The 18,625-nt window shown below is 49.6% G+C and carries 22 protein-coding genes and 3 pseudogenes; all 25 read left to right on the top strand.

Annotated features, from left to right (window positions below):
* Positions 1 to 686 precede the first annotated feature (686 nt).
* The gene (locus OGX95_RS00905) at positions 687 to 923 is read left to right on the top strand and encodes a DinI family protein (RefSeq protein ID WP_046671203.1); all 237 of its coding nucleotides are present in this window, start codon (positions 687 to 689) and stop codon (positions 921 to 923) included.
* 126 nt (positions 924 to 1,049) lie between these two features.
* The gene (locus tag OGX95_RS00900) at positions 1,050 to 1,232 is read left to right on the top strand and encodes a hypothetical protein (protein ID WP_046671202.1); all 183 of its coding nucleotides are present in this window, start codon (positions 1,050 to 1,052) and stop codon (positions 1,230 to 1,232) included.
* Positions 1,233 to 1,377: 145 nt separating this feature from the next.
* Positions 1,378 to 1,680 carry a Ref family recombination enhancement nuclease gene (locus OGX95_RS00895; RefSeq protein WP_286627973.1) on the top strand — a complete coding sequence of 101 codons (303 nt, stop codon included), beginning with the start codon at positions 1,378 to 1,380 and terminating at the stop codon, positions 1,678 to 1,680.
* Positions 1,677 to 3,170: a DNA cytosine methyltransferase gene (locus OGX95_RS00890; RefSeq protein ID WP_286627972.1), complete on the top strand. Its 1,494-nt coding sequence runs from the start codon at positions 1,677 to 1,679 to the stop codon at positions 3,168 to 3,170. Before OGX95_RS00895 ends, OGX95_RS00890 begins: the two co-directional genes overlap by 4 nt.
* Positions 3,163 to 3,522 carry a RusA family crossover junction endodeoxyribonuclease gene (locus tag OGX95_RS00885; RefSeq protein WP_286627971.1) on the top strand — a complete coding sequence of 120 codons (360 nt, stop codon included), beginning with the start codon at positions 3,163 to 3,165 and terminating at the stop codon, positions 3,520 to 3,522. The genes OGX95_RS00890 and OGX95_RS00885 overlap by 8 nt, the downstream gene beginning before the upstream one ends.
* Entirely contained in the window at positions 3,519 to 4,118 is a 600-nt protein-coding gene (locus tag OGX95_RS00880; RefSeq protein ID WP_286627970.1) for a hypothetical protein, read from the top strand. Before OGX95_RS00885 ends, OGX95_RS00880 begins: the two co-directional genes overlap by 4 nt.
* Positions 4,119 to 4,514: 396 nt before the next feature.
* A pseudogene (locus tag OGX95_RS00875) lies at positions 4,515 to 4,637 on the top strand (phage holin family protein); the annotation flags it as partial.
* A gap of 155 nt (positions 4,638 to 4,792) precedes the next feature.
* Positions 4,793 to 5,422, top strand: coding sequence for a glycoside hydrolase family 19 protein (locus tag OGX95_RS00870; RefSeq protein ID WP_286627969.1), 630 nt, complete (start codon positions 4,793 to 4,795; stop codon positions 5,420 to 5,422).
* A gap of 222 nt (positions 5,423 to 5,644) precedes the next feature.
* A complete protein-coding gene (locus OGX95_RS00865; protein ID WP_286627968.1) occupies positions 5,645 to 5,920 on the top strand; it encodes a hypothetical protein in 276 nt (91 codons plus the stop codon).
* Positions 5,921 to 6,125: 205 nt separating this feature from the next.
* Positions 6,126 to 6,485 carry a hypothetical protein gene (locus tag OGX95_RS00860; RefSeq protein WP_286627967.1) on the top strand — a complete coding sequence of 120 codons (360 nt, stop codon included), beginning with the start codon at positions 6,126 to 6,128 and terminating at the stop codon, positions 6,483 to 6,485.
* A gap of 59 nt (positions 6,486 to 6,544) precedes the next feature.
* Positions 6,545 to 6,748 carry a hypothetical protein gene (locus tag OGX95_RS00855; protein ID WP_286627966.1) on the top strand — a complete coding sequence of 68 codons (204 nt, stop codon included), beginning with the start codon at positions 6,545 to 6,547 and terminating at the stop codon, positions 6,746 to 6,748.
* Positions 6,749 to 6,824: 76 nt separating this feature from the next.
* On the top strand, positions 6,825 to 7,694 hold the full coding sequence (locus OGX95_RS00850) for a DUF6236 family protein (RefSeq protein ID WP_286627965.1): 870 nt from the start codon (positions 6,825 to 6,827) through the stop codon (positions 7,692 to 7,694).
* A gap of 171 nt (positions 7,695 to 7,865) precedes the next feature.
* Positions 7,866 to 8,714, top strand: coding sequence for a phage tail protein (locus OGX95_RS00845; protein ID WP_286627964.1), 849 nt, complete (start codon positions 7,866 to 7,868; stop codon positions 8,712 to 8,714).
* Between the two features lie 14 nt (positions 8,715 to 8,728).
* Positions 8,729 to 8,956 carry a hypothetical protein gene (locus OGX95_RS00840; protein ID WP_286627963.1) on the top strand — a complete coding sequence of 76 codons (228 nt, stop codon included), beginning with the start codon at positions 8,729 to 8,731 and terminating at the stop codon, positions 8,954 to 8,956.
* Positions 8,957 to 8,975: 19 nt separating this feature from the next.
* Positions 8,976 to 10,433, top strand: coding sequence for a glycosyltransferase family 2 protein (locus OGX95_RS00835; protein WP_286627962.1), 1,458 nt, complete (start codon positions 8,976 to 8,978; stop codon positions 10,431 to 10,433).
* Complete coding sequence (locus OGX95_RS00830) at positions 10,418 to 11,026, top strand: hypothetical protein (protein ID WP_286627961.1); 609 nt, start codon at positions 10,418 to 10,420, stop codon at positions 11,024 to 11,026. The genes OGX95_RS00835 and OGX95_RS00830 overlap by 16 nt, the downstream gene beginning before the upstream one ends.
* Before the next feature lie 41 nt (positions 11,027 to 11,067).
* The gene (locus OGX95_RS00825; protein ID WP_286627960.1) at positions 11,068 to 11,436 is read left to right on the top strand and encodes an HNH endonuclease; all 369 of its coding nucleotides are present in this window, start codon (positions 11,068 to 11,070) and stop codon (positions 11,434 to 11,436) included.
* A gap of 178 nt (positions 11,437 to 11,614) precedes the next feature.
* Positions 11,615 to 12,121 carry a terminase small subunit gene (locus OGX95_RS00820; RefSeq protein ID WP_286627959.1) on the top strand — a complete coding sequence of 169 codons (507 nt, stop codon included), beginning with the start codon at positions 11,615 to 11,617 and terminating at the stop codon, positions 12,119 to 12,121.
* Between the two features lie 2 nt (positions 12,122 to 12,123).
* Positions 12,124 to 13,008, top strand: a pseudogene (locus tag OGX95_RS00815) (terminase large subunit domain-containing protein); the annotation flags it as partial.
* A 182-nt stretch (positions 13,009 to 13,190) separates the two neighbouring features.
* Complete coding sequence (locus tag OGX95_RS00810; RefSeq protein ID WP_286627958.1) at positions 13,191 to 13,565, top strand: hypothetical protein; 375 nt, start codon at positions 13,191 to 13,193, stop codon at positions 13,563 to 13,565.
* Between the two features lie 17 nt (positions 13,566 to 13,582).
* Positions 13,583 to 16,825, top strand: coding sequence for a phage tail tape measure protein (locus tag OGX95_RS00805; protein WP_286627957.1), 3,243 nt, complete (start codon positions 13,583 to 13,585; stop codon positions 16,823 to 16,825).
* Positions 16,825 to 17,130: a hypothetical protein gene (locus tag OGX95_RS00800; protein ID WP_286627956.1), complete on the top strand. Its 306-nt coding sequence runs from the start codon at positions 16,825 to 16,827 to the stop codon at positions 17,128 to 17,130. Before OGX95_RS00805 ends, OGX95_RS00800 begins: the two co-directional genes overlap by 1 nt.
* Positions 17,131 to 17,808 (top strand): hypothetical protein, encoded by a 678-nt coding sequence (locus OGX95_RS00795; protein ID WP_286627955.1) that lies wholly within the window; start codon positions 17,131 to 17,133, stop codon positions 17,806 to 17,808. It abuts the gene before it with no gap.
* Positions 17,809 to 17,916: 108 nt separating this feature from the next.
* Positions 17,917 to 18,156 (top strand): phage exclusion lipoprotein Cor, encoded by a 240-nt coding sequence (gene cor, locus OGX95_RS00790; RefSeq protein WP_286627954.1) that lies wholly within the window; start codon positions 17,917 to 17,919, stop codon positions 18,154 to 18,156.
* 59 nt (positions 18,157 to 18,215) lie between these two features.
* Positions 18,216 to 18,625: pseudogene (locus OGX95_RS00785) on the top strand (tail fiber domain-containing protein); the annotation flags it as partial.

Below are 18,625 nucleotides of genomic sequence, written 5' to 3'. Positions count from 1 at the left end.
TTGCGTTTAACTAATGTTTTATAGATAAAAAGAGATGGTTTTATATATTCAGGCGTCCGCTTCTGGCACTAAGCGGGCTAAAGCAGACAGATTTGACGAGTTAAGGGTATGGATGAATTCTCCATACCCTTGAACGATTACTTCCCAGCTGATTTGCTTGGTTTCAGTCCTGGGGTATTGCCAGGTGTATCCTTATTATCACGTCTGCGTTGATCGGGTTTTCCTGTTGATTTTGCAATTGGTTTTGGACCAGGTTTAAGCCCCATAATCGTGTTCCTTAGCCTTGTCAGAGGTTATTCCTCAGTCTGGATATAAGGGGAACGGTAAGAATTATCAAGCTTGGATGGGCGGTGAAAAGTGACTACTTGACTATTATGTGAGCAATGTCAGCTTTTGGCACTAACCAGCCCTTTGCTGATTGAAAAAGGCGAATGAAAGTTGGTTAACACTTTACCTCATGGTCACACAGTTGATCATTGATGAGGCGTTAGTGAGGGCGAATCTCTCGGGGTTGTGCCAGCAGAAACAAATAGCGACTTAATAAAACACTGTTAATTCAACCCGCTCAGGCGGGTTTTCTTTTTTTACTACTGACAAGAAATTAACAATTTGTGCTCTTAAAGCGTTGATCATTTCCGTGCACAGGTATACTGTATAAAAACACAGTATTTGCAATGGAGGCCATTATGAAAGTTGAATTAACCATTGATCGCATGAAAGAACTTCCTAAAGGCGCGGTACCAGCACTGGAGAAGGAGCTGCTTAAGCGCCTGAACGATCACTATGACAATTGCAGGCTCACAATCCGCCGTGCCGGGTCAGATGGGTTAAGTGTTTTTGGCGGTGACAAGGACGACAAAAAGAAAATTGAATCAATCCTCCAGGATACCTGGGAAAGTGCAGACGAGTGGTTTGTTAACTAACTAACGCCCCCTTAGCTGGTAGCTCCTGCTGCCATTTTTTAAATCGAGTTTCCGCATCGCCTCGCACAATTATTGCCAGGTAATTCAGGTTTATTCAGGTGTGGGAATCTTTTCAAGGGGCATCTCATGCAAATTCCGGATGATTTAATCCCAGGGTTGCCGGAGCACACTGGCCCGGTTCTGATTTATTTCGTGAAGGGGAGTGTGGTGAGGGGATTCGCTTTACGTAAAGATGAATTTGTTACGTCTTTGCGGGCACTGGAAGAGGCCAGAAAGAAAGCTGGTCTTCCTGTTTCAGATGCAGGATAAGTTGGGTTATACTCAAACACGGGTCTGAACAGCCCGCTGAGTAACACTGCGCCAACCGGGAAAACGCGATGGCGCATAAAACTGAATTACCCCATTCACGCCGTTCCTTCGTGAGCGGTGTCGCTGTTTGTGCTGGTGGTGCAGCATGAGCAGATCTAAGACCAAAGCTGAAAAACTTCATCTTTCCCGCGTAGCTGGGATGGGCTGTATTGTCTGCAAAAACCTGAAGCTGGGGGAAACTCCTGCAGAGATACATCACATCCGAACTGGTCAGGGAGTTGGCCAGCGCGCTGACAATTTCAAAGTTATTCCTCTTTGCCCAATCCATCACCGCCAGGGCGGACACGGCATAGCCATTCATGCTGGCCGCCAGTCCTGGGAAAACAATTACGGTACTGAAACAGATCTGCTGGTGCAGTTTCTCTACGAACTGGGGGAATCTGCATGACCATTACTTACGGTTTAGTATGTAGCGGCATTGAGGCTGCGAGTGTGGCGTGGGAAGTTTTGGGCTGGCGACCGTCATGGTTTTCTCAGTTCGATCCTGAACACAATTACAAAAACGGTCCTGATTTTCCGTCTGCGGTGCTGGCGCATCGCTGGCCACACGTAAAAAACCTGGGCGACATGACAAAAATCGCCGCTGCAATCCGGTGTGGAGCAATCGAAGCGCCAGATGTTCTGGTAGGTGGTACGCCATGCCAGGCATTCAGCATTGCTGGTTTACGTAATGGCCTGACGGACTCACGCGGGCAATTGACCCTTGCTTTTGTAGAACTGGTAAACGCAATTGATGAAAAACGAAGAGAACAGGGATTCCCCCCCGTCATTGTCGTCTGGGAAAATGTACCCGGAGTGCTCAGCAGCAGAGATAACGCTTTCGGATGTTTTCTTGCAGGGCTTGCCGGCGAAAGCTGTGAACTGGAATCACCAGGGAAAAAATGGACAAACGCTGGTTATGTGCTGGGACCAGAAAGGGCTGTCTGCTGGCGAGTGCTCGACGCTCAATTTTTCGGAGTGGCCCAACGACGCCGTCGTGTGTTTGTTATCGCAAGCGCTCGAGGGGATATCGATCCCGCAAAAATACTTTTTGAGTCCGAAGGCATGCGCCGGGATACTCCGCCGCGCAGAAAAGCGGGGAAGGGCATTACCGCAAATACTGGGCATCGCATTACTAACGGTAGCCACTGGGATGGGGAATATAATCCACATCCAACCCTCAACCAGTCACACAACATCGGAGGCATAGGCCAAAGCAACCAGGAATTGCTCAGCCAGCGCGGAGGTGGAATCGTTGGTGTCTTTCGTATGCGGGCATTTGGTGATTATGTTAATGATGAAACCGCATCCACTGTTAAAGCGCGAGATCACAAAGATGCAACCGATCTCACTGTCACTTATTCAGACGTCAGTAGAACGTTGCTTGCCAAATCAAATGACAGCATGGCTGAAGATTTGGATACCTATGCCATTCACGGAACACAAGACCCTGACATAAACATTAATTTTGCTCATACGCTGGGACGAAATCACGGGCAGGAAAATGCTGTTGTCTATGCCTTCAAGGCTGGACAGGGCGCAAAAGCGGGTGGCATTGGCTGGGCAGAAGAACAATCCCCAACTCTGACTGCTGCCAGTAGCGGATCGAATTTATCCCCTTCAGTGATGAAAAATATGGCCGTTCGCCGCCTTACTCCTGTCGAATGTGAACGTCTGCAGGGTTTCCCTGATAACCACACTTTAATCCCCCGTGATAACCGTAAGCAGATCACTGCTGATGAATATGCTTACGTGCGCCATCACAACTCAAAAATAACTGCAGAAGAAGCCTACCGACTGGCGAAAGATGGTCCGCGCTACAAAGCGATCGGCAACAGTATGGCTGTGCCGGTTATGCGCTGGATTGGTAAAAGAATTAAGGAGGTTCTTAATGCCTGAATATCAAGTTACACCCGTTGGTAAGCCCAGAATGACACGAGCTGACAAATGGAAAAAACGCCCCGAGGTTCTGCGTTACCGTGCTTTCTGTGATGAAGTTCGTCAGCAGGGTGTTGAGCTGCCGGAAAGCGGTTCACATGTCACCTTCATTCTTCCGATGCCAGCGAGCTGGAGCAAAAAGAAACGAGCCGAGTTCAACGGTAAACCGCACCAGGCTAAACCAGATTTTGACAATATGATGAAAGCCCTGATGGATGCCATTTACGAAAATGATGCTCATATATGGGATGCACGGGTATCAAAATTATGGGGAGAAACCGGGAGAATAATTATTGAGGAGCTAAAAGCATGACGCCACGCCAACGCAGACTACAGCAGTCAGCATTTGAAAAAGCAGCAGCTGCGCCGCGTAAAAGCTGGCTGGGTAAATGTATTCTCCTGACGGGGATCCAGTCCGGATGGATTAAATCCCTGCTCACCACATGGGGCGAGGGCGTGGGAGGAAAAACAGCCCCCCGTATGCCGCGGGGCCATGCGTGCTGGAATGTGCTTAAGGGACGGAACTGGTCAGATAAGGCACTCGAGCGTTTTACTGCTGCTTTGAATCAGGCTCGTGAAGAGGGATTCCGTGGGCAGCAGGCAATGAACAGGGCGCACAGCATTCTCTGGCCCCAGTCACCTGCCAGTGTAATTGACGAGGCCCTGCATAATGACGATGTCGATTTTGTTGAGCAATGCGTGCTGCAGGCGCTGAATATAAACGATCCGGTGTATGTGGTAGGTCTACAGTATTACACCACACGAAAAAAAATCTCAGACATAACCCGGGAACTGCAGGCGATTGCGCCGTGGTTAACTGACGGGGAGGCGAGAAAGCGCGTGCGCTGGTGTCTGGAAATATTCAGAGCAAAGGTCTTTTTGGAAGCCCGCAAACAATTATCTGAATAGACTCAATGAACCATTTTTTAGCTATTAGTGCTATTTTTTGATAGTGGAGTTGAAAACGGGCCAGAAAATCAGATAATCCATTCATGCTTGGCAGAGCTGCGCCACGATGGCAGCGACGAAAGCGAACAATTTGAATATAACGAGAACCCCGCCAGCGCGGGGTTTTTGCTTTCCGGCGATACGACAGGGGTATTCGCGAACGTGCTACGGCACAGTACCCCTGTCATATCGTCGATCCATAATCGTCCACAAGAAAATGAGGCCTCGCAATTATGCGGGGCTTTTTCATTTCAGGCTCACGGGTATCACTCACTGCGTGCTTTGTTGATAAATCCAGCCCGTGAAGCCTGATCTTTTCATCACACACAGCGACATCCGAATAATCGGAGGTGAGGCTATCTGTGCGGTATCTACCCTTACTCATCGTGGGCCACTATCGGGGCCAACATTATTTTCCTGTCCGTGCTGGTCGCCGTCAGAGGCAACGTAGCTCGGCTTATTGATGCTGTGCACAAATAAAAAAGCGAGTCGCAGCGACATCGCTACAACCCGCAAAGAAGATGAAATTATTAGGATTTATCTTAAGTCTCATTGTGACTTAAATTAAATTTAATTTCATTATCTCAGGTGAATTCCAATCCCTACCATTAATAGTGGTTTTATCCGGTAACTATATGAACCAATCACAATTTCAGCAGGCGGCTGGTATCAGCGCCGGGCTTTCTGCACGCTGGTTTCCGCACATTGATGCGGCAATGAAAGAGTTCGGTATTACGACAAAACTCGATCAGGCAATGTTTATTGCGCAATGCGGACACGAAAGCACAGGGTTTACCCAACTGGTGGAAAGCTTCAACTATAGCGTCGACAGATTAGCCTATTTTGTGAAAGTAAAGCGGCTCACTCAGGACCAGGCCAGTGCGCTGGGGAGAAAAACTTACGAAAAAGTTCTGCCACTTGAACGCCAGCGGGCGATTGCAAATCTGGTATACGGAGGCCGCTTTGGCAACAAGTCGGCTGGTGATGGGTGGAAATACCGAGGGCGCGGAATCATAGGGATCACCTTCCTGGATAACTACCTGACCTGTGGCACGGCGTTAAAACTGGATTTAGTCAGCAACTATGAACTGTTGGAAAAGGACATTAACGCTGCACGCAGCGCTGCCTGGTTCTATGTTTCAAACGGTTGTCTGCAGTATCCGGGCGATCTGGAACGTGTCACACAGATTATTAACGGCGGGCAGAACGGCATTAAAGACCGCCGTGAACGATACGTCAAAGCAAAAGCTGTGCTTGTAATTTAGTACGCACCAAAAAGCAAAAACCCCGATTGCGGCAAACAGTCGGGGTTTTCTATTTCTGCACCTGAGTAGGCAGGGAGAACCTGTGATTGATTTTAGCAAACTGATACGGGAGTTGCGACTAATGATTAAGCAATTACCAAACTGGAAATTTTTCCTTGTATGGGTGATTCCATTTTTATGGGTGGTATCCCAATTGATTATCGCTATTAAAGGGGGATGACAATGGGGATGGAGATAATTCTGGGCATTGTCATTGCCGTCCTGGCAGCAGTTGCAGGTGCTTTTGGTCTGGGTAAATCACGCGGTACTAACATCGCTGAGACAAAAGCGGACCAGCAACGCACTGAAGAACGTGCTGCGGCTACTGAAGCTGTTGCAGAACGCCGGGTAGAGACAACAAAAGGAGCCAGGGATGTACAGCAGACTGTTAACCATATGCCTGATGACGGTGTTGCTCGCGAGTTGCGGGAATCGTGGAAGCGTCCCGGTAGTCGTTGATACTGCCTGTGATTGGGTGAAGCCAATTTATCTCACCGATCACGACATTGACGTTATGGACAAGCAGACGAAGCGTGATGTGCTGACACATAACAAAGCGTGGAAGACGAACTGCCAGAATTAGTAATCAATCAGCATTTAAACTAAAGATCATCAATTTTTGTGTCGATAGTCTTCCCATACTTACTGATGAGGGAAGTTGGACATGAAAGTATTACAAACGTTAGGTGGCTACCAGGGTGGGCAGGCAGGAATTTTTCAGTATAAAAGGGATAGCAAAGGGATTGTCATTGACCCTACCGTTGGCATGAATGCTAATGCTGAAGTTATTGAAATTTCTAACGAAGATTGGAGTGAGATGATTGAGCGGTTAGAGAATATTGGTAAGAAAGTAGTGGATTTGACGGAAATGAAACAAGAGATCGCAGAGCAACTCGGGATGAATAACACCGAGACTGCCGCTGTGGTTGCCATTTTAGAGCACGAAGGCACGTTTGACCATTATGGTGGGTTTATTGGTGGTGGGGATTCAGTTTCAATTCATCTTCGTAGAGACGACAACTGATTCAATCTGATTTGATTTACACAAGCCTCGAATTCTCGGGGCTTTTTAATAAAAGAGGAATGAGCAGGACAGTAGTTCTTAGAGCTAAGCAGATTGAAGACCTGGCAGCCTTTGCGAAAGAAGATGGCCAGCCACAATACACCATCACCACTGGGACAATCCCGGAGTTCGAGGCGGATGATGGCGAGATTATCCCCAGTTATACCGGACTCATCGCCTATTCAGAGTCACTGGAACACGGTGTGTTGCAACTCGACGACTAGCAGCATTACAGCAGGCATTCACTGAGTGCCTGTGATAGTGCTACATTAACCCCATACTATGTTGATGGGGATTATCATGGAAAGAGGTGTTGTTTTTACTGCACGTGAAATTTTACAAACAGAGAATGGAGACGGATTTCAGACTGGTAAGCAGATTACAGTTGAGGAACTTAACTATCTAGTACTGTATTGGGATCGGCTTGTTTCTCCTACCAACAACATTATTCATTTTTCTCTTATCAATGAAGAGGAATTGATACAGTGCGGTATTCTCAGTAGACCACGGTTTGTCCAAAATGGATTTATTGATAGTCAAGTGATGACTGAATTTCATGCTAAGACACATGCTTTAACCTTGAATGCTCTTAGACAAAGTGAAGGCATGGTTGACTGGCGAATGCATTTCCTTAATGAACAAGTTTCAATTCACCAAGAAGTTTCAGAGCAGAGAGCGGTACTTAGATTTGAATTAGCTGACCTTTTGCCCGTTCCACAAAAAGATACTCCTTTACATGAAATATTGGAGTTTAAAGAACGACGCTCAGATGAATTGATGGCATTACATGGTTATTTAGATGAACTCTATACAGAGGTTTTACGGTCAGGTGATTTTAATTTAGAAAGAGCCAAAGCTATCTCTGGGTTAAAGAAATCACTTCATGATCTAAATGAGCTTAATAATCAAGGGTGGAGGAGTCCTCTTAAATTCAATCTTTCATCATCATTTGAATTTGATTTCAATCAAATTTACTCTGGTGTAGCGACTGCATACGCTGCAATGAAATCACCTCATCCAATAGAGGTCTTATGCGTTGGAGGTCTATTTACATTATTTGGTGGGTTTATTAAGGTACGACCTCAAATTCAAAGTGTCTTAAAAAATGGGGATCCTAAGTTGGCTTATATAACAAGGGCGAACAAAGAAGGTATTATATTTAAAAGTTAAATTATACATTTTAAATTTCACGGTAATCATTAGCCACTAGCATTCGCTGGTGGTTTTTTATGTGTACTGCACGTACATAATAAAGAGAGTCTTTCAATAGTAAGCCCGGGTAATCTGTTAACTCTTGGCGGCTTTGCCGTGCGACAGGCTCACGTCTAAAAGGAAAATTCAATGCAACTTCCGCAAGTATTAACGTCACCCCGAGCTTGGGGTATCCAGGTTGAATGGCAGTGGCCAGAAAATAGCGGTGAGCATTCACGGCTTGAAATGCAGTATCTCAATGCCGATGGTCGTCTGAAAAGACAGGTTATCGCATGGCCGTTAGCCGGGGTGTTTATCGCTGGCCTTAAAGCTGGCGAACGCCTGCAGATTCGCTTACGACCGATTGATAAAAATGGTGCTGTTCGTGAATGGATGGGAAGTGACTGGATCGAGGGTGTGTCATCCAGCAATGCAGAAGAGTACCTCAATGCAATGGCTGGTAGTAGCGACACGCGCTTAATGACTACTCTTAGCGCACCGAATTTCAAAATCGTAAATGGTGAAACGTTCATCAATAACGCATTCATTTCGGAAACTATCCACGCGGCAGAAACGCTAAAGCCGAAGACCAGTAATAGCAACATCGATGTAGGTAAGATTCTTGACGATGCATGGAAAAGTGGTCGCCCATGTATCGGGGAGGCTGTGAACGACCTGGCTCAGGTTATAGCAAATGCCCGAGCATCCTCACAAACCTTTAAGCAACATACGATCGGCGGTGAGATAACGCCATTAACCTATACAGCATCCATGAGCATTAACGTGAACGATGCCTCGTCTGCATCTGGCGTCGATACCAATCTCGAAGCGCTTATCAAAAACGCGCTGAAAAACGCTGCTGAATGTGCTGCGATGGATGTTGCAAGGCAGGTGGCGGCAGACCAGAAAGCAATGGATGAACTGGAAAAAACGATCCGCAAAGCTATTCACAATGAATGCCTGGTTGGTGGAATTATTTGGCAGCGCTTTGGGCGATAGTCTGCGGAGGTTATATGCGTCTCACTGTATTAGATGACGATCCCGGCAGGAAGATTAATCCCGGTGTTGAACGATACGCCGTCTTTCTCAATGGTGCTGAGGTTAAGCATGTCTATAGTGCTGATGATGATAAAGGTGAAGTGATCTCGGCGGTTCTCGATGAACGTGGTTACGTAGCAACAGAAAACGGCGAACTGAAGCGGCAAACGCTTTTCGGGAAAGTCATCATCAAACGTCAGTAGTTTTCCTCCTGGAGAAAATATGCAGGTCATTATTGATAGTGTCCCGTATGCGCCTGTCTGCAATTCTTCTGCCCGTATCGGAATAGCAATCTCAACGCACAATCGTGCTGAAGTTCTGAGCCGCGCCCTGACTCAGCACATGAAGTTTTTACCTGCTGGCGCGCTGGTGGTTGTTGTCGATGACGGATCTAAGCCTGCGACCGTAGTTCCTGCTGGTGTGCAACTGGTTCGCCAGGAAACATCACTCGGCATTGTTGCTTCGAAGAACACCTGTCTGACCGCGCTGATGGATGCCGGATGCGAACACCTTTTCCTGTGGGACGATGACGCATGGCCGATTGCCGATGGCTGGCATCTTCCTTATATCGAATCACCTGAGCCGCATCTTGCGTATCAGTTCCTCGACCTTGCCGGACCGCGCAAGCTTAACGATCTCGCTGTGCTTTATAGCGACGATAAGTATGTAGCGTACACGGGACAGCGTGGCGTGATGCTGTATTACCACCGCAGCGCCATCGAGAAGGTGGGCGGATTCGATCCGGTTTATGGGCGCGGCATGTACGAACACAGTGACCTCGCCCTGCGTATCTATAACGCTGGCCTGACAACATGGGCTTACGGTGATGTGACCGGCTCCGAAAAACTGATTCATTCCCTCGATGAGCATGAAGCGGTGGAGCGTTCGGTACCGAAACCTGACCGCTTGGCGCTGGTGGAACGTAACGTGAAAATCCACAACGAACGGCGTGATACCGGGTTTACCGGTTACGTTGAATACCGGCAGCAGCGCGACGTGGTAATCACAACGTTACTCACCAGCCAGCCTGACCCGCAGCGCGGCACGAAAATGACGGCCTCGCCTGACATGCTGGGTAAATGGGCCGCATCACTCCGGCAGTGTGGCCGTATTGCGCTGGTGGATGAATTGGAGAAGGCCCCGGCAGACGTTGAGCTTTGCCTCGTTCCTGACGTCAAAATGAATGTCTACTTCCGGCGCTGGCTGCATATCTGGCAGCACCTGCGTGATCATCCTGAATATCGGTTCGTCTGGTGTACCGATGGTACCGATGTTGAGATGCTACGCGAGCCGTGGGATGAAATGGAGCCTAGCAAGATTTATGTCGGTTCAGAACCGAAGACATACGCCGACACCTGGGCGAAACAGAATCATCCGGAGCGTATCTATCAGGAATTCATTGAAGCGCACCGCAACAATGTGATGCTTAACGCTGGTTTGCTGGGTGTGACCCGCGCTGATGTTATGGCGTTCGCTCACGGCATTATTCGCCTTTACTACCGGATTGAGAGTTATCGATTCTGGAAGAAAGAACAGGCTGGCGCCGCGGTGGGAGATATGATGGCTTTCGGCATTGTGGCGAAGTCTTTCGGCGATCGGATAGTAACCGGCCCACGCATCCACACCGTGTTCAAGTCTGATGGTGTTGGTAAGGAGTACGCCTTTTGGAAACACAAATAAAGTTTGTGGTTGTCGGACACCATTCACGACACAAGCAGGCATTGTGTCTGGCTGGATTATTTAGTGCAGTTCTGCTAATTGATAGCGGTGACAATGGCGCTAACTGGAATCACCGCCGCGCGCTTGAATGGGCTTCAAAGCAGGATTGCCGGGTTGTGATCATGGAAGATGATGCGTTGCCGCTGTCCGAATCGGTTGACGGTTTCCGCAAATGGATAGACGAATATCCAGATCATCTAATCAGTTTTTATCTCGGCACTGGCCGGCCACCTCAGTATCAGATGCAGATAGCAGAACGGTTGATAGCGGCCGACAAAGCGCGCATTAATTACATTAAGCTGCCGAAACTGATTCACGGTGTCTGCTACAGCGTCCCACAGCATCATATTGAGCGTGTACTGGCGCGGTGGGATAGCAGCAAGCCAGCTGATTATGCCGTTGGTGATGCACATGGCGACGAAGTAATTTATCCGTGTTACTCGCTGGTTGATCATGCAGATGGTGAACCGGTAGAACAACACCCGGATAGAACACCTCGCACAGAGCGCCGCCGCGCATGGCGACTGGCTATGTTTCCGGTGATGGAGTGCTAACACCCTCCCAAGCCACATAATCCACCAGGCATGGAGGTTACATGTCCAGGCTAAAGACATTACAGCCACGATTAAAAGCCATCGATACCCGACGAATTAAGCCTGTCTATGGTGAGAATCGGCGCATTAGTGGTAGTGCCAGGGTGGGTCTGAAGCGCCGAATTTATATCCGTGATGGTGGTCACTGCTGTATGTGCAGTCGCATCGTTGACCTGCATGACAGCGAACTGGATCACCGTGTGGCGTTACAGTTTGGCGGTGATAACGATGAGTCCAATCTGTGGACGCTATGCATTGATTGTCACTCAGGTAAGTCTGCGCGTGAAGCCTCGACGGGACGACCTGATGGAGAGGCCCTGAAACATTCAATCACCGATGACGCCCAGGAGTCAGGCATAGTTGTGATTTGATATCAATTGATAATGCTTCTCAATGCCATTCGATATTGATTGTATTTGAAATCATTTCATATCTAATGATAGTGATTCTCATTTGCATGGGGGGGAGGGTTGGGTGTTAACCTCAATCGCCCTGGACACCGCGCTCCCCCTCACGCACAGAAAAAATTCCCCTCTGGAGGGTATAAACATGTTAACAGCGCAAAAGCGAAAATTCGCTGTCGCGCTGATGTCCGGTATGTCTCAAAAGGATGCGGCAATAAAGGCGGGATATTCTGAGAAATCCGCACGGTCAAAGGGTTCGCAACTTGCAAAAGACCCGGAGGTCATCGCGTTTATTGGGCGAAAAAAGAGGGAAGTCATCGAAACGGACGACGTACCGACGTACCGTCAAAATGTTTATACCCCAGCGGTAAACAATACTGAAAAACACAGGACTCCAACGCCACCGCCAGAGGCACCCACTGTTGTTGGTACTTTTGATGATCCGCTCAAGTTCCTGATGGCCGTAATGAACGATGCCACCGAAGATATTGACGTGAGGAAGGATGCTGCAAAGGCAATGCTCCCGTATAAGCACCCTAAAATGGGTGAAACGGGTAAAAAAGATGCCAAAAGCGACGCCGCTAAAAAAGCTGCCAATAAATTTGCCGTCCAGCAACCACCCAAGCTGGTGGTGAATAACCGAGAGAAATAACTATGCCCGAATGGACTACTGCCTGCCCCGACTGGGCGGATCGCCTGAAAAAAGGGCAGTCTATTATTCCTGCGCCAATCTATCCTGAGCAGGCTGAAATAGCGCTTAGCGTCTTCAGGCAATTAAAAATCGTAGATGCGCCTGGTTCTCCGACCTTTGGAGATGCCTGTGCGCAGTGGGTGTTCGACCTGGTGGCTGCTTTGTTTGGCTCTTATGACGCAGAAACCGGGCGACGGCACATCACGGAAGTATTTGTACTGATCCCGAAAAAGAATTCCAAATCTACACTTGCTGCAGGGATCATGATGACGGCGCTGCTGCTCAACTGGCGGCAGGCGGCCGGATACACCATTATTGCGCCAACTGTTGAAGTTGCCACTAACGCCTTTAATCCAGCGCGGGACATGGTAAAGCGTGACGATGATCTGGATGACCTGTGTCAGGTTCAGACCCACATACGGACGATCACCCACCGAGGCACAGATACCACGCTTAAGGTAGTAGCTGCCGATCCCAATACGGTTTCGGGTATTAAGTCGGTCGGCACGTTGATAGATGAATTGTGGCTGTTCGGAAAGCAGCACAATTCGGACGACATGCTACGTGAGGCGACTGGTGGTCTGGCATCGCGGCCTGAAGGCTTTGTGATGTACACCACCACGCAGTCGAATGACCCGCCGGCAGGCGTGTTCAGGCAGAAACTTCAGTACGCCCGTGATGTGCGTGACGGGAAGATAGTCGATCCCCATTTTCTGCCCGTTATTTTTGAACATCCTCCTGAAATGGTGGCCAGCGGCGAACATCTGCTGGTGGACAATCTTGCCATGGTTAACCCCAACCTGGGATTTTCAGTGGATGAGAAATTTCTTTACCGGGAGTTCAGGAAAACCCCGCCGTAATGCATGGCAAAAATCAGATATCTGCAACGCACCCATGATTCGGAGTCGGGAGACGTGAAAACCGTGGACGATCGGTGCGCACGGGTGCTGGTACTGCTTGGTAAGGCTGAATATTTCACCGGCGCACGTACTGGTGGCAAAAAGAACAAGCGAAAAGCGGAGAACGGCTAATGTGGAATCCTTTCCGGAGAAAACAGGGAAAAGAAAAAGCCCTGCAGCAGCCTGTCAGCCGCGGAGGCTGGTCGCCATTATTCGGCTTTATGCATGAACCATTCGCCGGGGCATGGCAGCGTAACCTTGAAATTAATCAGGACACCGTTCTTTCTTATTATGCTGTGTTCGCCTGCATATCACTGATTGCGAGTGATATCGCCAAGATGCCGCCACGGCTGATGCGCCGTGACACAAAAGGGGTCAGGCGACCGCACAGGCGAACGAGCTGGCTGATGCAATATCAAAAACGGTCAGCGCGGCGAGGGCGATTGGTTTTCCGGCGGCGAATGCTGACCAGTTCTCCGGCGCTACCCGCGGTGCCGGGCAACTGAGCTTTGTACTGCATGAGGTGGCAGCCGGAAGTAATGTTGCCAGCAGTAGCATCATCAATGCGCTCATCCCGGCGGTTCATTCTCTGAAAGGGCAACTGGACGGCAGCGCGGGAGGCTGGAAGACACAACAAGATGCCGCCAAAAGTGCGGCGGCAGAACTGGCGTCTGCTGCACAAAGCCAGATCGCTGTTGCACAGGCCGAACGGCAGGCGGCTATCAATAAAGTGGCTATTGCCGAAAAAACGATTGCAGCCGCCAAGGCGCAGCGTGACCAGGCTATCGCTCTTGACGAGTATTACGTCAAACAGTCCGCGGTAAATAAGCAATTTGGCCTGAATGTCAGCTATCAGGATGAGCACCTGAAGAATGAGCGCGCTATCCTCGAAGCCAACAAGCTCGAAGCCAGCGGACTGGAGAAACTGAAGGCAGCAAAAGCTGGAGTGGCCGCAGCCGAGCTGGCTGAAACAGGAGGTAAGGCAGCGTTGACGGCGGCAACTGAAGCCGCCGCCGCAGCAAATACGCAACTGACATTTACGCAGCGTGTCGCCGCGACCAGCAGCAGGGCGCTCAGTGCGGCGATGAGCCTGCTGGGTGGCCCTGTTGGTATCGGTTTGACTGCGCTGGCCGCCGCAGGCACCTATCTCTACAGCGAGTTTAAAAAGTCCGAGGAGCAGACTAAAAAGCTTAACGAAGCAGTGTTAAGCCTGCGCGCGTCAGCGAGTATTTCTGCATCGGATCTTAAATCACTGAATTCTGCACTCGGTGATACCGAAAGCTCATTAAGTGCGGTAACCGCTGCAGCTAAAGGCGGCTTCAGTGGCTCGATGCTAACAGAGGTTGCTACCGTCGCGAATGCTTACGCAGAGGCCGGCGGCAACGCTGATGAGCTGGTCAGTAAAATCACGGCACTTAAAGGCGACCCTATTAATGCCATGCAGCAGCTTACCGCCCAGGGCGTGGCGCTGAATGAGTCGATTATTCAGCAGGTGGTCAGCCTCAACAGCAAAGGGCAAACGGCACAGGCCACCCAAATCATCATGGAGCAGGCACTGAATGCGGAAAAAATTCGCCTTCAGGAGCTGGCTGCACAGGCTGATACCTACCTTGATAAGCTGAAAAGCCTTGGCCGGGAATGGGGTGTGCTTGGTGGTCTGGGAGAGGCCGTTTCCTGGAGTGATGCGCTCGGCAAAAACCAGAAAGATTTTGATGACCAGACCCGGCGTTTTCTGGCGGCCAGCAAAGCGGGCTACGCTGAAGCTCAAAGCGAGCGCATTAAAAATTCCGCTGGTTTAAAGAGCTATATGGAAGCCGGAACCAGTGCTGCTGAGAAGCGCGCCGAGGCGATCAAAAAGCTTAACAGCAGCATCTACTCGTCAGATTCCGGGGATTACAAGCGGATCCTGAAGGGCATCAACGACGAGTACGACAAGGCAGTTAAAAGAGAGCAGCCCAAAAAGCCCAAAGCTACAGGAGAGAGTGAGGGGCAGCGTGCGCTGGCACAGGCTCAGCAGCAAAATGCCGTGTTGCGTGAGCAGGCACAGAGCAGCGATAAACTCACAGCATCAGCCAATCAGCTTGCTGCGTTCAATGAGAAAATTTCGCAGCTTAAAGGCCAGCACCTGACCGCTGACCAGCAGAGCCTGGTCAATATGCAGGGCCAGATTCGGGCCCAGTTGCAGGCGAACGCGTTGCTGGAGAAGGAAGCTGCGTTGCGCAAGCTCTCGGAGAAGTACCAACAGGAAAGCCGCAAATGGCAGGAAGAAGCCAATGCTATGCAGAGGGAAGCTGCGCAGGGGCTGGGTAAATACAGCCAGTCAGACCGCGAATCTGCCGATGCTGATGCACGCCTTGCCATCATCAACCGGTTCGAGCAACGCCGTGCGACACTGGACAAGGATTTCACCGATCACAGTTCAGCGGAGTATCAGGCCCGCCTGGCTGATCTTGAGTCTGCCAAACAGCGTGAACTACAGATCACCCAGCAAAGCGTTGATGATCGGCTGGATGCCGAAAAGGATTACACCGCCGGTTTCCGGCGCGGCGTGAAAAACTGGGTAGACAGTGCCCGGGACGCTAACAGTCAGATGGCTGGTTACGCAGGAAGTCTGTTTGACAGCATGACAGATTCGCTCGCGCTGTTTGCTACGACCGGGAAGCTTAGTTTTAAAAGCTTCACGGTTTCTGTTCTTTCTGACCTGGCGAAAATCGCCACCCGCATAGCGTTGTCCAGTGCGCTTCAGAGCATATTCGGTGCGGCAACATCTGCTTTTGTCGGTGGTGCATCGGGTGGTAGTACGCCATCTGGTGCATACGACAATGCAGCCTCCAGCATCAAATTCAATGCGAAAGGTGGCGTATATGATTCTCCATCTCTCAGTTCATACAGCGGCGGTGTTTATAACTCCCCGCAGGTGTTCGCTTTTGCGAAGGGGGCCGGAGTATTTGGTGAGGCAGGGCCAGAAGCCATTATGCCACTCGCACGCGCATCAAATGGATCTCTGGGCGTCAGGGCAGTTGACGATACGAATGGGCAATCATCCGGCGGTGCAGGTGTTGCGCCTGTTGTCTACATCACTATACAGGGTGACGGGAACACCAGTACGCAAACGTCAGGTGGTTGGGAGCAGTTTGGTAAAGAGATTGGCAGTTTCGTAGACCAACGGTACCGCAAACTTTTAAATGCGGATATCCTGGTGGTTAAAACGACGGTCGCCAGTGTGGATAAGGCGATGGCCGAGCTGTCAACGCAGGTGCAGGCGCAGATTGAGGACGTAACCGCCTCGCTTGAGGATAAGCTTACCGCCACCGTTGACGCTTCAGGTGCAACGGCCATTCATACCCTGAAAGCCGGAGTGCGTATCAACGATATTTTTTACAGCGCCGGGATGTCGATAGCAGTGCTGGCAGAAGCGGGTAAGCCGGTAGTCACCCGCGTCGGGTTTAACGCTAACCAGTTTGTCCTGATGAGTGGCAGTGGTGATACGCAATATTCTCCGTTTGCTGTTGTTAATGGTCAGGTGTTTATCAGCGATGCTTTTATTCAGTATGGTCAAATCACGCTGGCAAAAATTGGCGAACTGCGCTCCGCTAATTATATCCAGGGACAAACCGGAACCATCATGAAATCAGACGGGACGTTTGAAATGAACGGGGCTGTTGCCGGGGAGGGCGCAACGAAAATGACCAACCTGAATTACAGTGTTAAAGACGGAAACGGGGTGCTTCGCGTGCAGATCGGCAAATTAACAGGGGTGTTCTGATGTCGTGGGGAATTCAGACATGGGATGCTAACGGTGTCCCAAATAACTATGGAATTAAACCTGTTTCTGTTGTTGGCAGAATTCAGCTTAGTGCCGGGCAAACGTCCGGCTCATGGTCGTTCACCATCCCTGCCGGGATGAAAGTTGGTTTTGTTGTTTCACTGGAGTCATCGGGTAATGCCGCTGTGGGGCGGCGCATCGTTGCTTCAGGTAATACGATATCGGTTATGTCAGCGAGCGATGTAGGTATCGGCAATTATCCGGCGAATGCCTGTGAACTCGTTGTTTACCTGGAGAAAGCGTAAATGGCTGACTATGGGGCACTCATCGATGTGAATGGAAATCCGTTTATAACCCCTGACTCCACTCCTTTCTGTCTGTACAGAAAGTTAACTGCTGATTCTGTCGCGAACGGCTCTTATCAGACAGCAACAGTAACCGTTCCGCTTGATGATTCTTATCCTGCAATAGCCTTTAGCAGAGTAAGAAATACTGACTATGGTGGGGTGGCGCTCAGCACAGGGCGTTTTGGTGGGGTATTCAGTGCCGGCGGCATTAATCCATACAACCGACCTTTTACCATGGATGTTTATGTTTTTGCCATCTTCCCTCAGACTTTGCCAAAATGGGGAATGGCGATCTGGGATGCGAACAGAAAGCTCGTTCTGACCAATGAATCCAGGGTGCTTTCAGATCTTCAGGCAGTAGGTACGCCCGGAAATAATGGGGGGATAAATATCGATCAAACTCTTCCTGGCTCATGGGCTGTAGCGCCGCTAACGATGGGGGGAACGTTATTGCAAAACAATAATACCCAGCCACCTTCTATTGTGCTTGTTCAGGCCTACACCTGCTGCTGGTATAACGGCTCTACAAGCAGAATAAACGCGGCGGCTAACAATGCCGGCAACGGGGGCGGGTCAGTAGGCACGGTCAATTCAGGTGTGGCAATCACGGCAATAAACACGGCTAATTACGATTAATGAGATCGCTTTTAACGATCAATTTAAGATTATTGATCTGTTTAATCTATTTATAATATTTATCCAGCTCGGTTATTTTAATGTAAATAACTTGCACTGGTGCCGAAAATGAGAAATATAATTATTTTGTTTGTCGTCAGTTTTATTCTTTCAGCATGTTCTGGACCATTGCTGGAGAAACAATCTCCTGTTTGTCAGGCCCAGGCCTTACTGGGTGGACAGTCACAAACGGTGGATATTTATGGTGTACGTAAAGTCTCAAATCAGACTGAATACAGAGCCGGTTATCCATTTAACTGGAGATGGGTGAATAAGAATAATTTCACAAGGTCGAATTGCCTTCAATGAGTTACCAAAAAATAACCCGCTCCGGCGGGTTTTTTATTATCTGAATTCAGGAGATAGTCATGTCAGCAGGAACACTCACCCTGACGAATAATTCTGCCCAGGTGACAGGGGAAGGAACTGCATTTAGCACCGAACTGTCGGCCGGTGATTTTATTGTTGTGACCGTGGGAGGCATACCTTATACGCTCCCGGTCAAAACAATCGAGAGCAATACAGGGCTGACGATGGTCAGTAACTTTACCGGACCTGCTCAGTCGGGGGCTGCATGGTCAGCCGTTCCCCGCGTGGCGCTGAATATGGTAACCGCCGCGCTGGTGACACAGAGTGCTGAGGCGCTTCGTGGCCTGAATTACGACAAGCAGAACTGGCAGCAGTTTTTCACTGCTGAGGGTGATGTCACAATTACGCTTCCAGATACCAGCCAGACAACGGGGCCATCAGCGAAAAAACTGGTCAATAGTGTCAGCAA

The sequence above is a fragment of the Citrobacter sp. Cu233 genome (assembly GCF_030332225.1).
GTDB lineage: Bacteria > Pseudomonadota > Gammaproteobacteria > Enterobacterales > Enterobacteriaceae > Citrobacter.
Note: the sequence above shows the minus strand (reverse complement) of the source record. Positions and strands in the feature narration are given on the sequence as shown.

Excerpts from the sequence above, each read along its gene's own strand:
- OGX95_RS00905 (WP_046671203.1), top strand. The coding sequence starts at position 687 with ATGAAAGTTGAATTAACCATTGATCGCATGAAAGAACTTCCTAAAGGC.
- OGX95_RS00900 (WP_046671202.1), top strand. The coding sequence starts at position 1,050 with ATGCAAATTCCGGATGATTTAATCCCAGGGTTGCCGGAGCACACTGGC.
- OGX95_RS00895 (WP_286627973.1), top strand. The coding sequence starts at position 1,378 with ATGAGCAGATCTAAGACCAAAGCTGAAAAACTTCATCTTTCCCGCGTA.
- OGX95_RS00890 (WP_286627972.1), top strand. The coding sequence starts at position 1,677 with ATGACCATTACTTACGGTTTAGTATGTAGCGGCATTGAGGCTGCGAGT.
- OGX95_RS00885 (WP_286627971.1), top strand. The coding sequence starts at position 3,163 with ATGCCTGAATATCAAGTTACACCCGTTGGTAAGCCCAGAATGACACGA.
- OGX95_RS00880 (WP_286627970.1), top strand. The coding sequence starts at position 3,519 with ATGACGCCACGCCAACGCAGACTACAGCAGTCAGCATTTGAAAAAGCA.
- OGX95_RS00870 (WP_286627969.1), top strand. The coding sequence starts at position 4,793 with ATGAACCAATCACAATTTCAGCAGGCGGCTGGTATCAGCGCCGGGCTT.
- OGX95_RS00865 (WP_286627968.1), top strand. The coding sequence starts at position 5,645 with ATGGGGATGGAGATAATTCTGGGCATTGTCATTGCCGTCCTGGCAGCA.
- OGX95_RS00860 (WP_286627967.1), top strand. The coding sequence starts at position 6,126 with ATGAAAGTATTACAAACGTTAGGTGGCTACCAGGGTGGGCAGGCAGGA.
- OGX95_RS00855 (WP_286627966.1), top strand. The coding sequence starts at position 6,545 with ATGAGCAGGACAGTAGTTCTTAGAGCTAAGCAGATTGAAGACCTGGCA.
- OGX95_RS00850 (WP_286627965.1), top strand. The coding sequence starts at position 6,825 with ATGGAAAGAGGTGTTGTTTTTACTGCACGTGAAATTTTACAAACAGAG.
- OGX95_RS00845 (WP_286627964.1), top strand. The coding sequence starts at position 7,866 with ATGCAACTTCCGCAAGTATTAACGTCACCCCGAGCTTGGGGTATCCAG.
- OGX95_RS00840 (WP_286627963.1), top strand. The coding sequence starts at position 8,729 with ATGCGTCTCACTGTATTAGATGACGATCCCGGCAGGAAGATTAATCCC.
- OGX95_RS00835 (WP_286627962.1), top strand. The coding sequence starts at position 8,976 with ATGCAGGTCATTATTGATAGTGTCCCGTATGCGCCTGTCTGCAATTCT.
- OGX95_RS00825 (WP_286627960.1), top strand. The coding sequence starts at position 11,068 with ATGTCCAGGCTAAAGACATTACAGCCACGATTAAAAGCCATCGATACC.
- OGX95_RS00820 (WP_286627959.1), top strand. The coding sequence starts at position 11,615 with ATGTTAACAGCGCAAAAGCGAAAATTCGCTGTCGCGCTGATGTCCGGT.
- OGX95_RS00810 (WP_286627958.1), top strand. The coding sequence starts at position 13,191 with ATGTGGAATCCTTTCCGGAGAAAACAGGGAAAAGAAAAAGCCCTGCAG.
- OGX95_RS00800 (WP_286627956.1), top strand. The coding sequence starts at position 16,825 with ATGTCGTGGGGAATTCAGACATGGGATGCTAACGGTGTCCCAAATAAC.
- OGX95_RS00795 (WP_286627955.1), top strand. The coding sequence starts at position 17,131 with ATGGCTGACTATGGGGCACTCATCGATGTGAATGGAAATCCGTTTATA.
- cor (WP_286627954.1), top strand. The coding sequence starts at position 17,917 with ATGAGAAATATAATTATTTTGTTTGTCGTCAGTTTTATTCTTTCAGCA.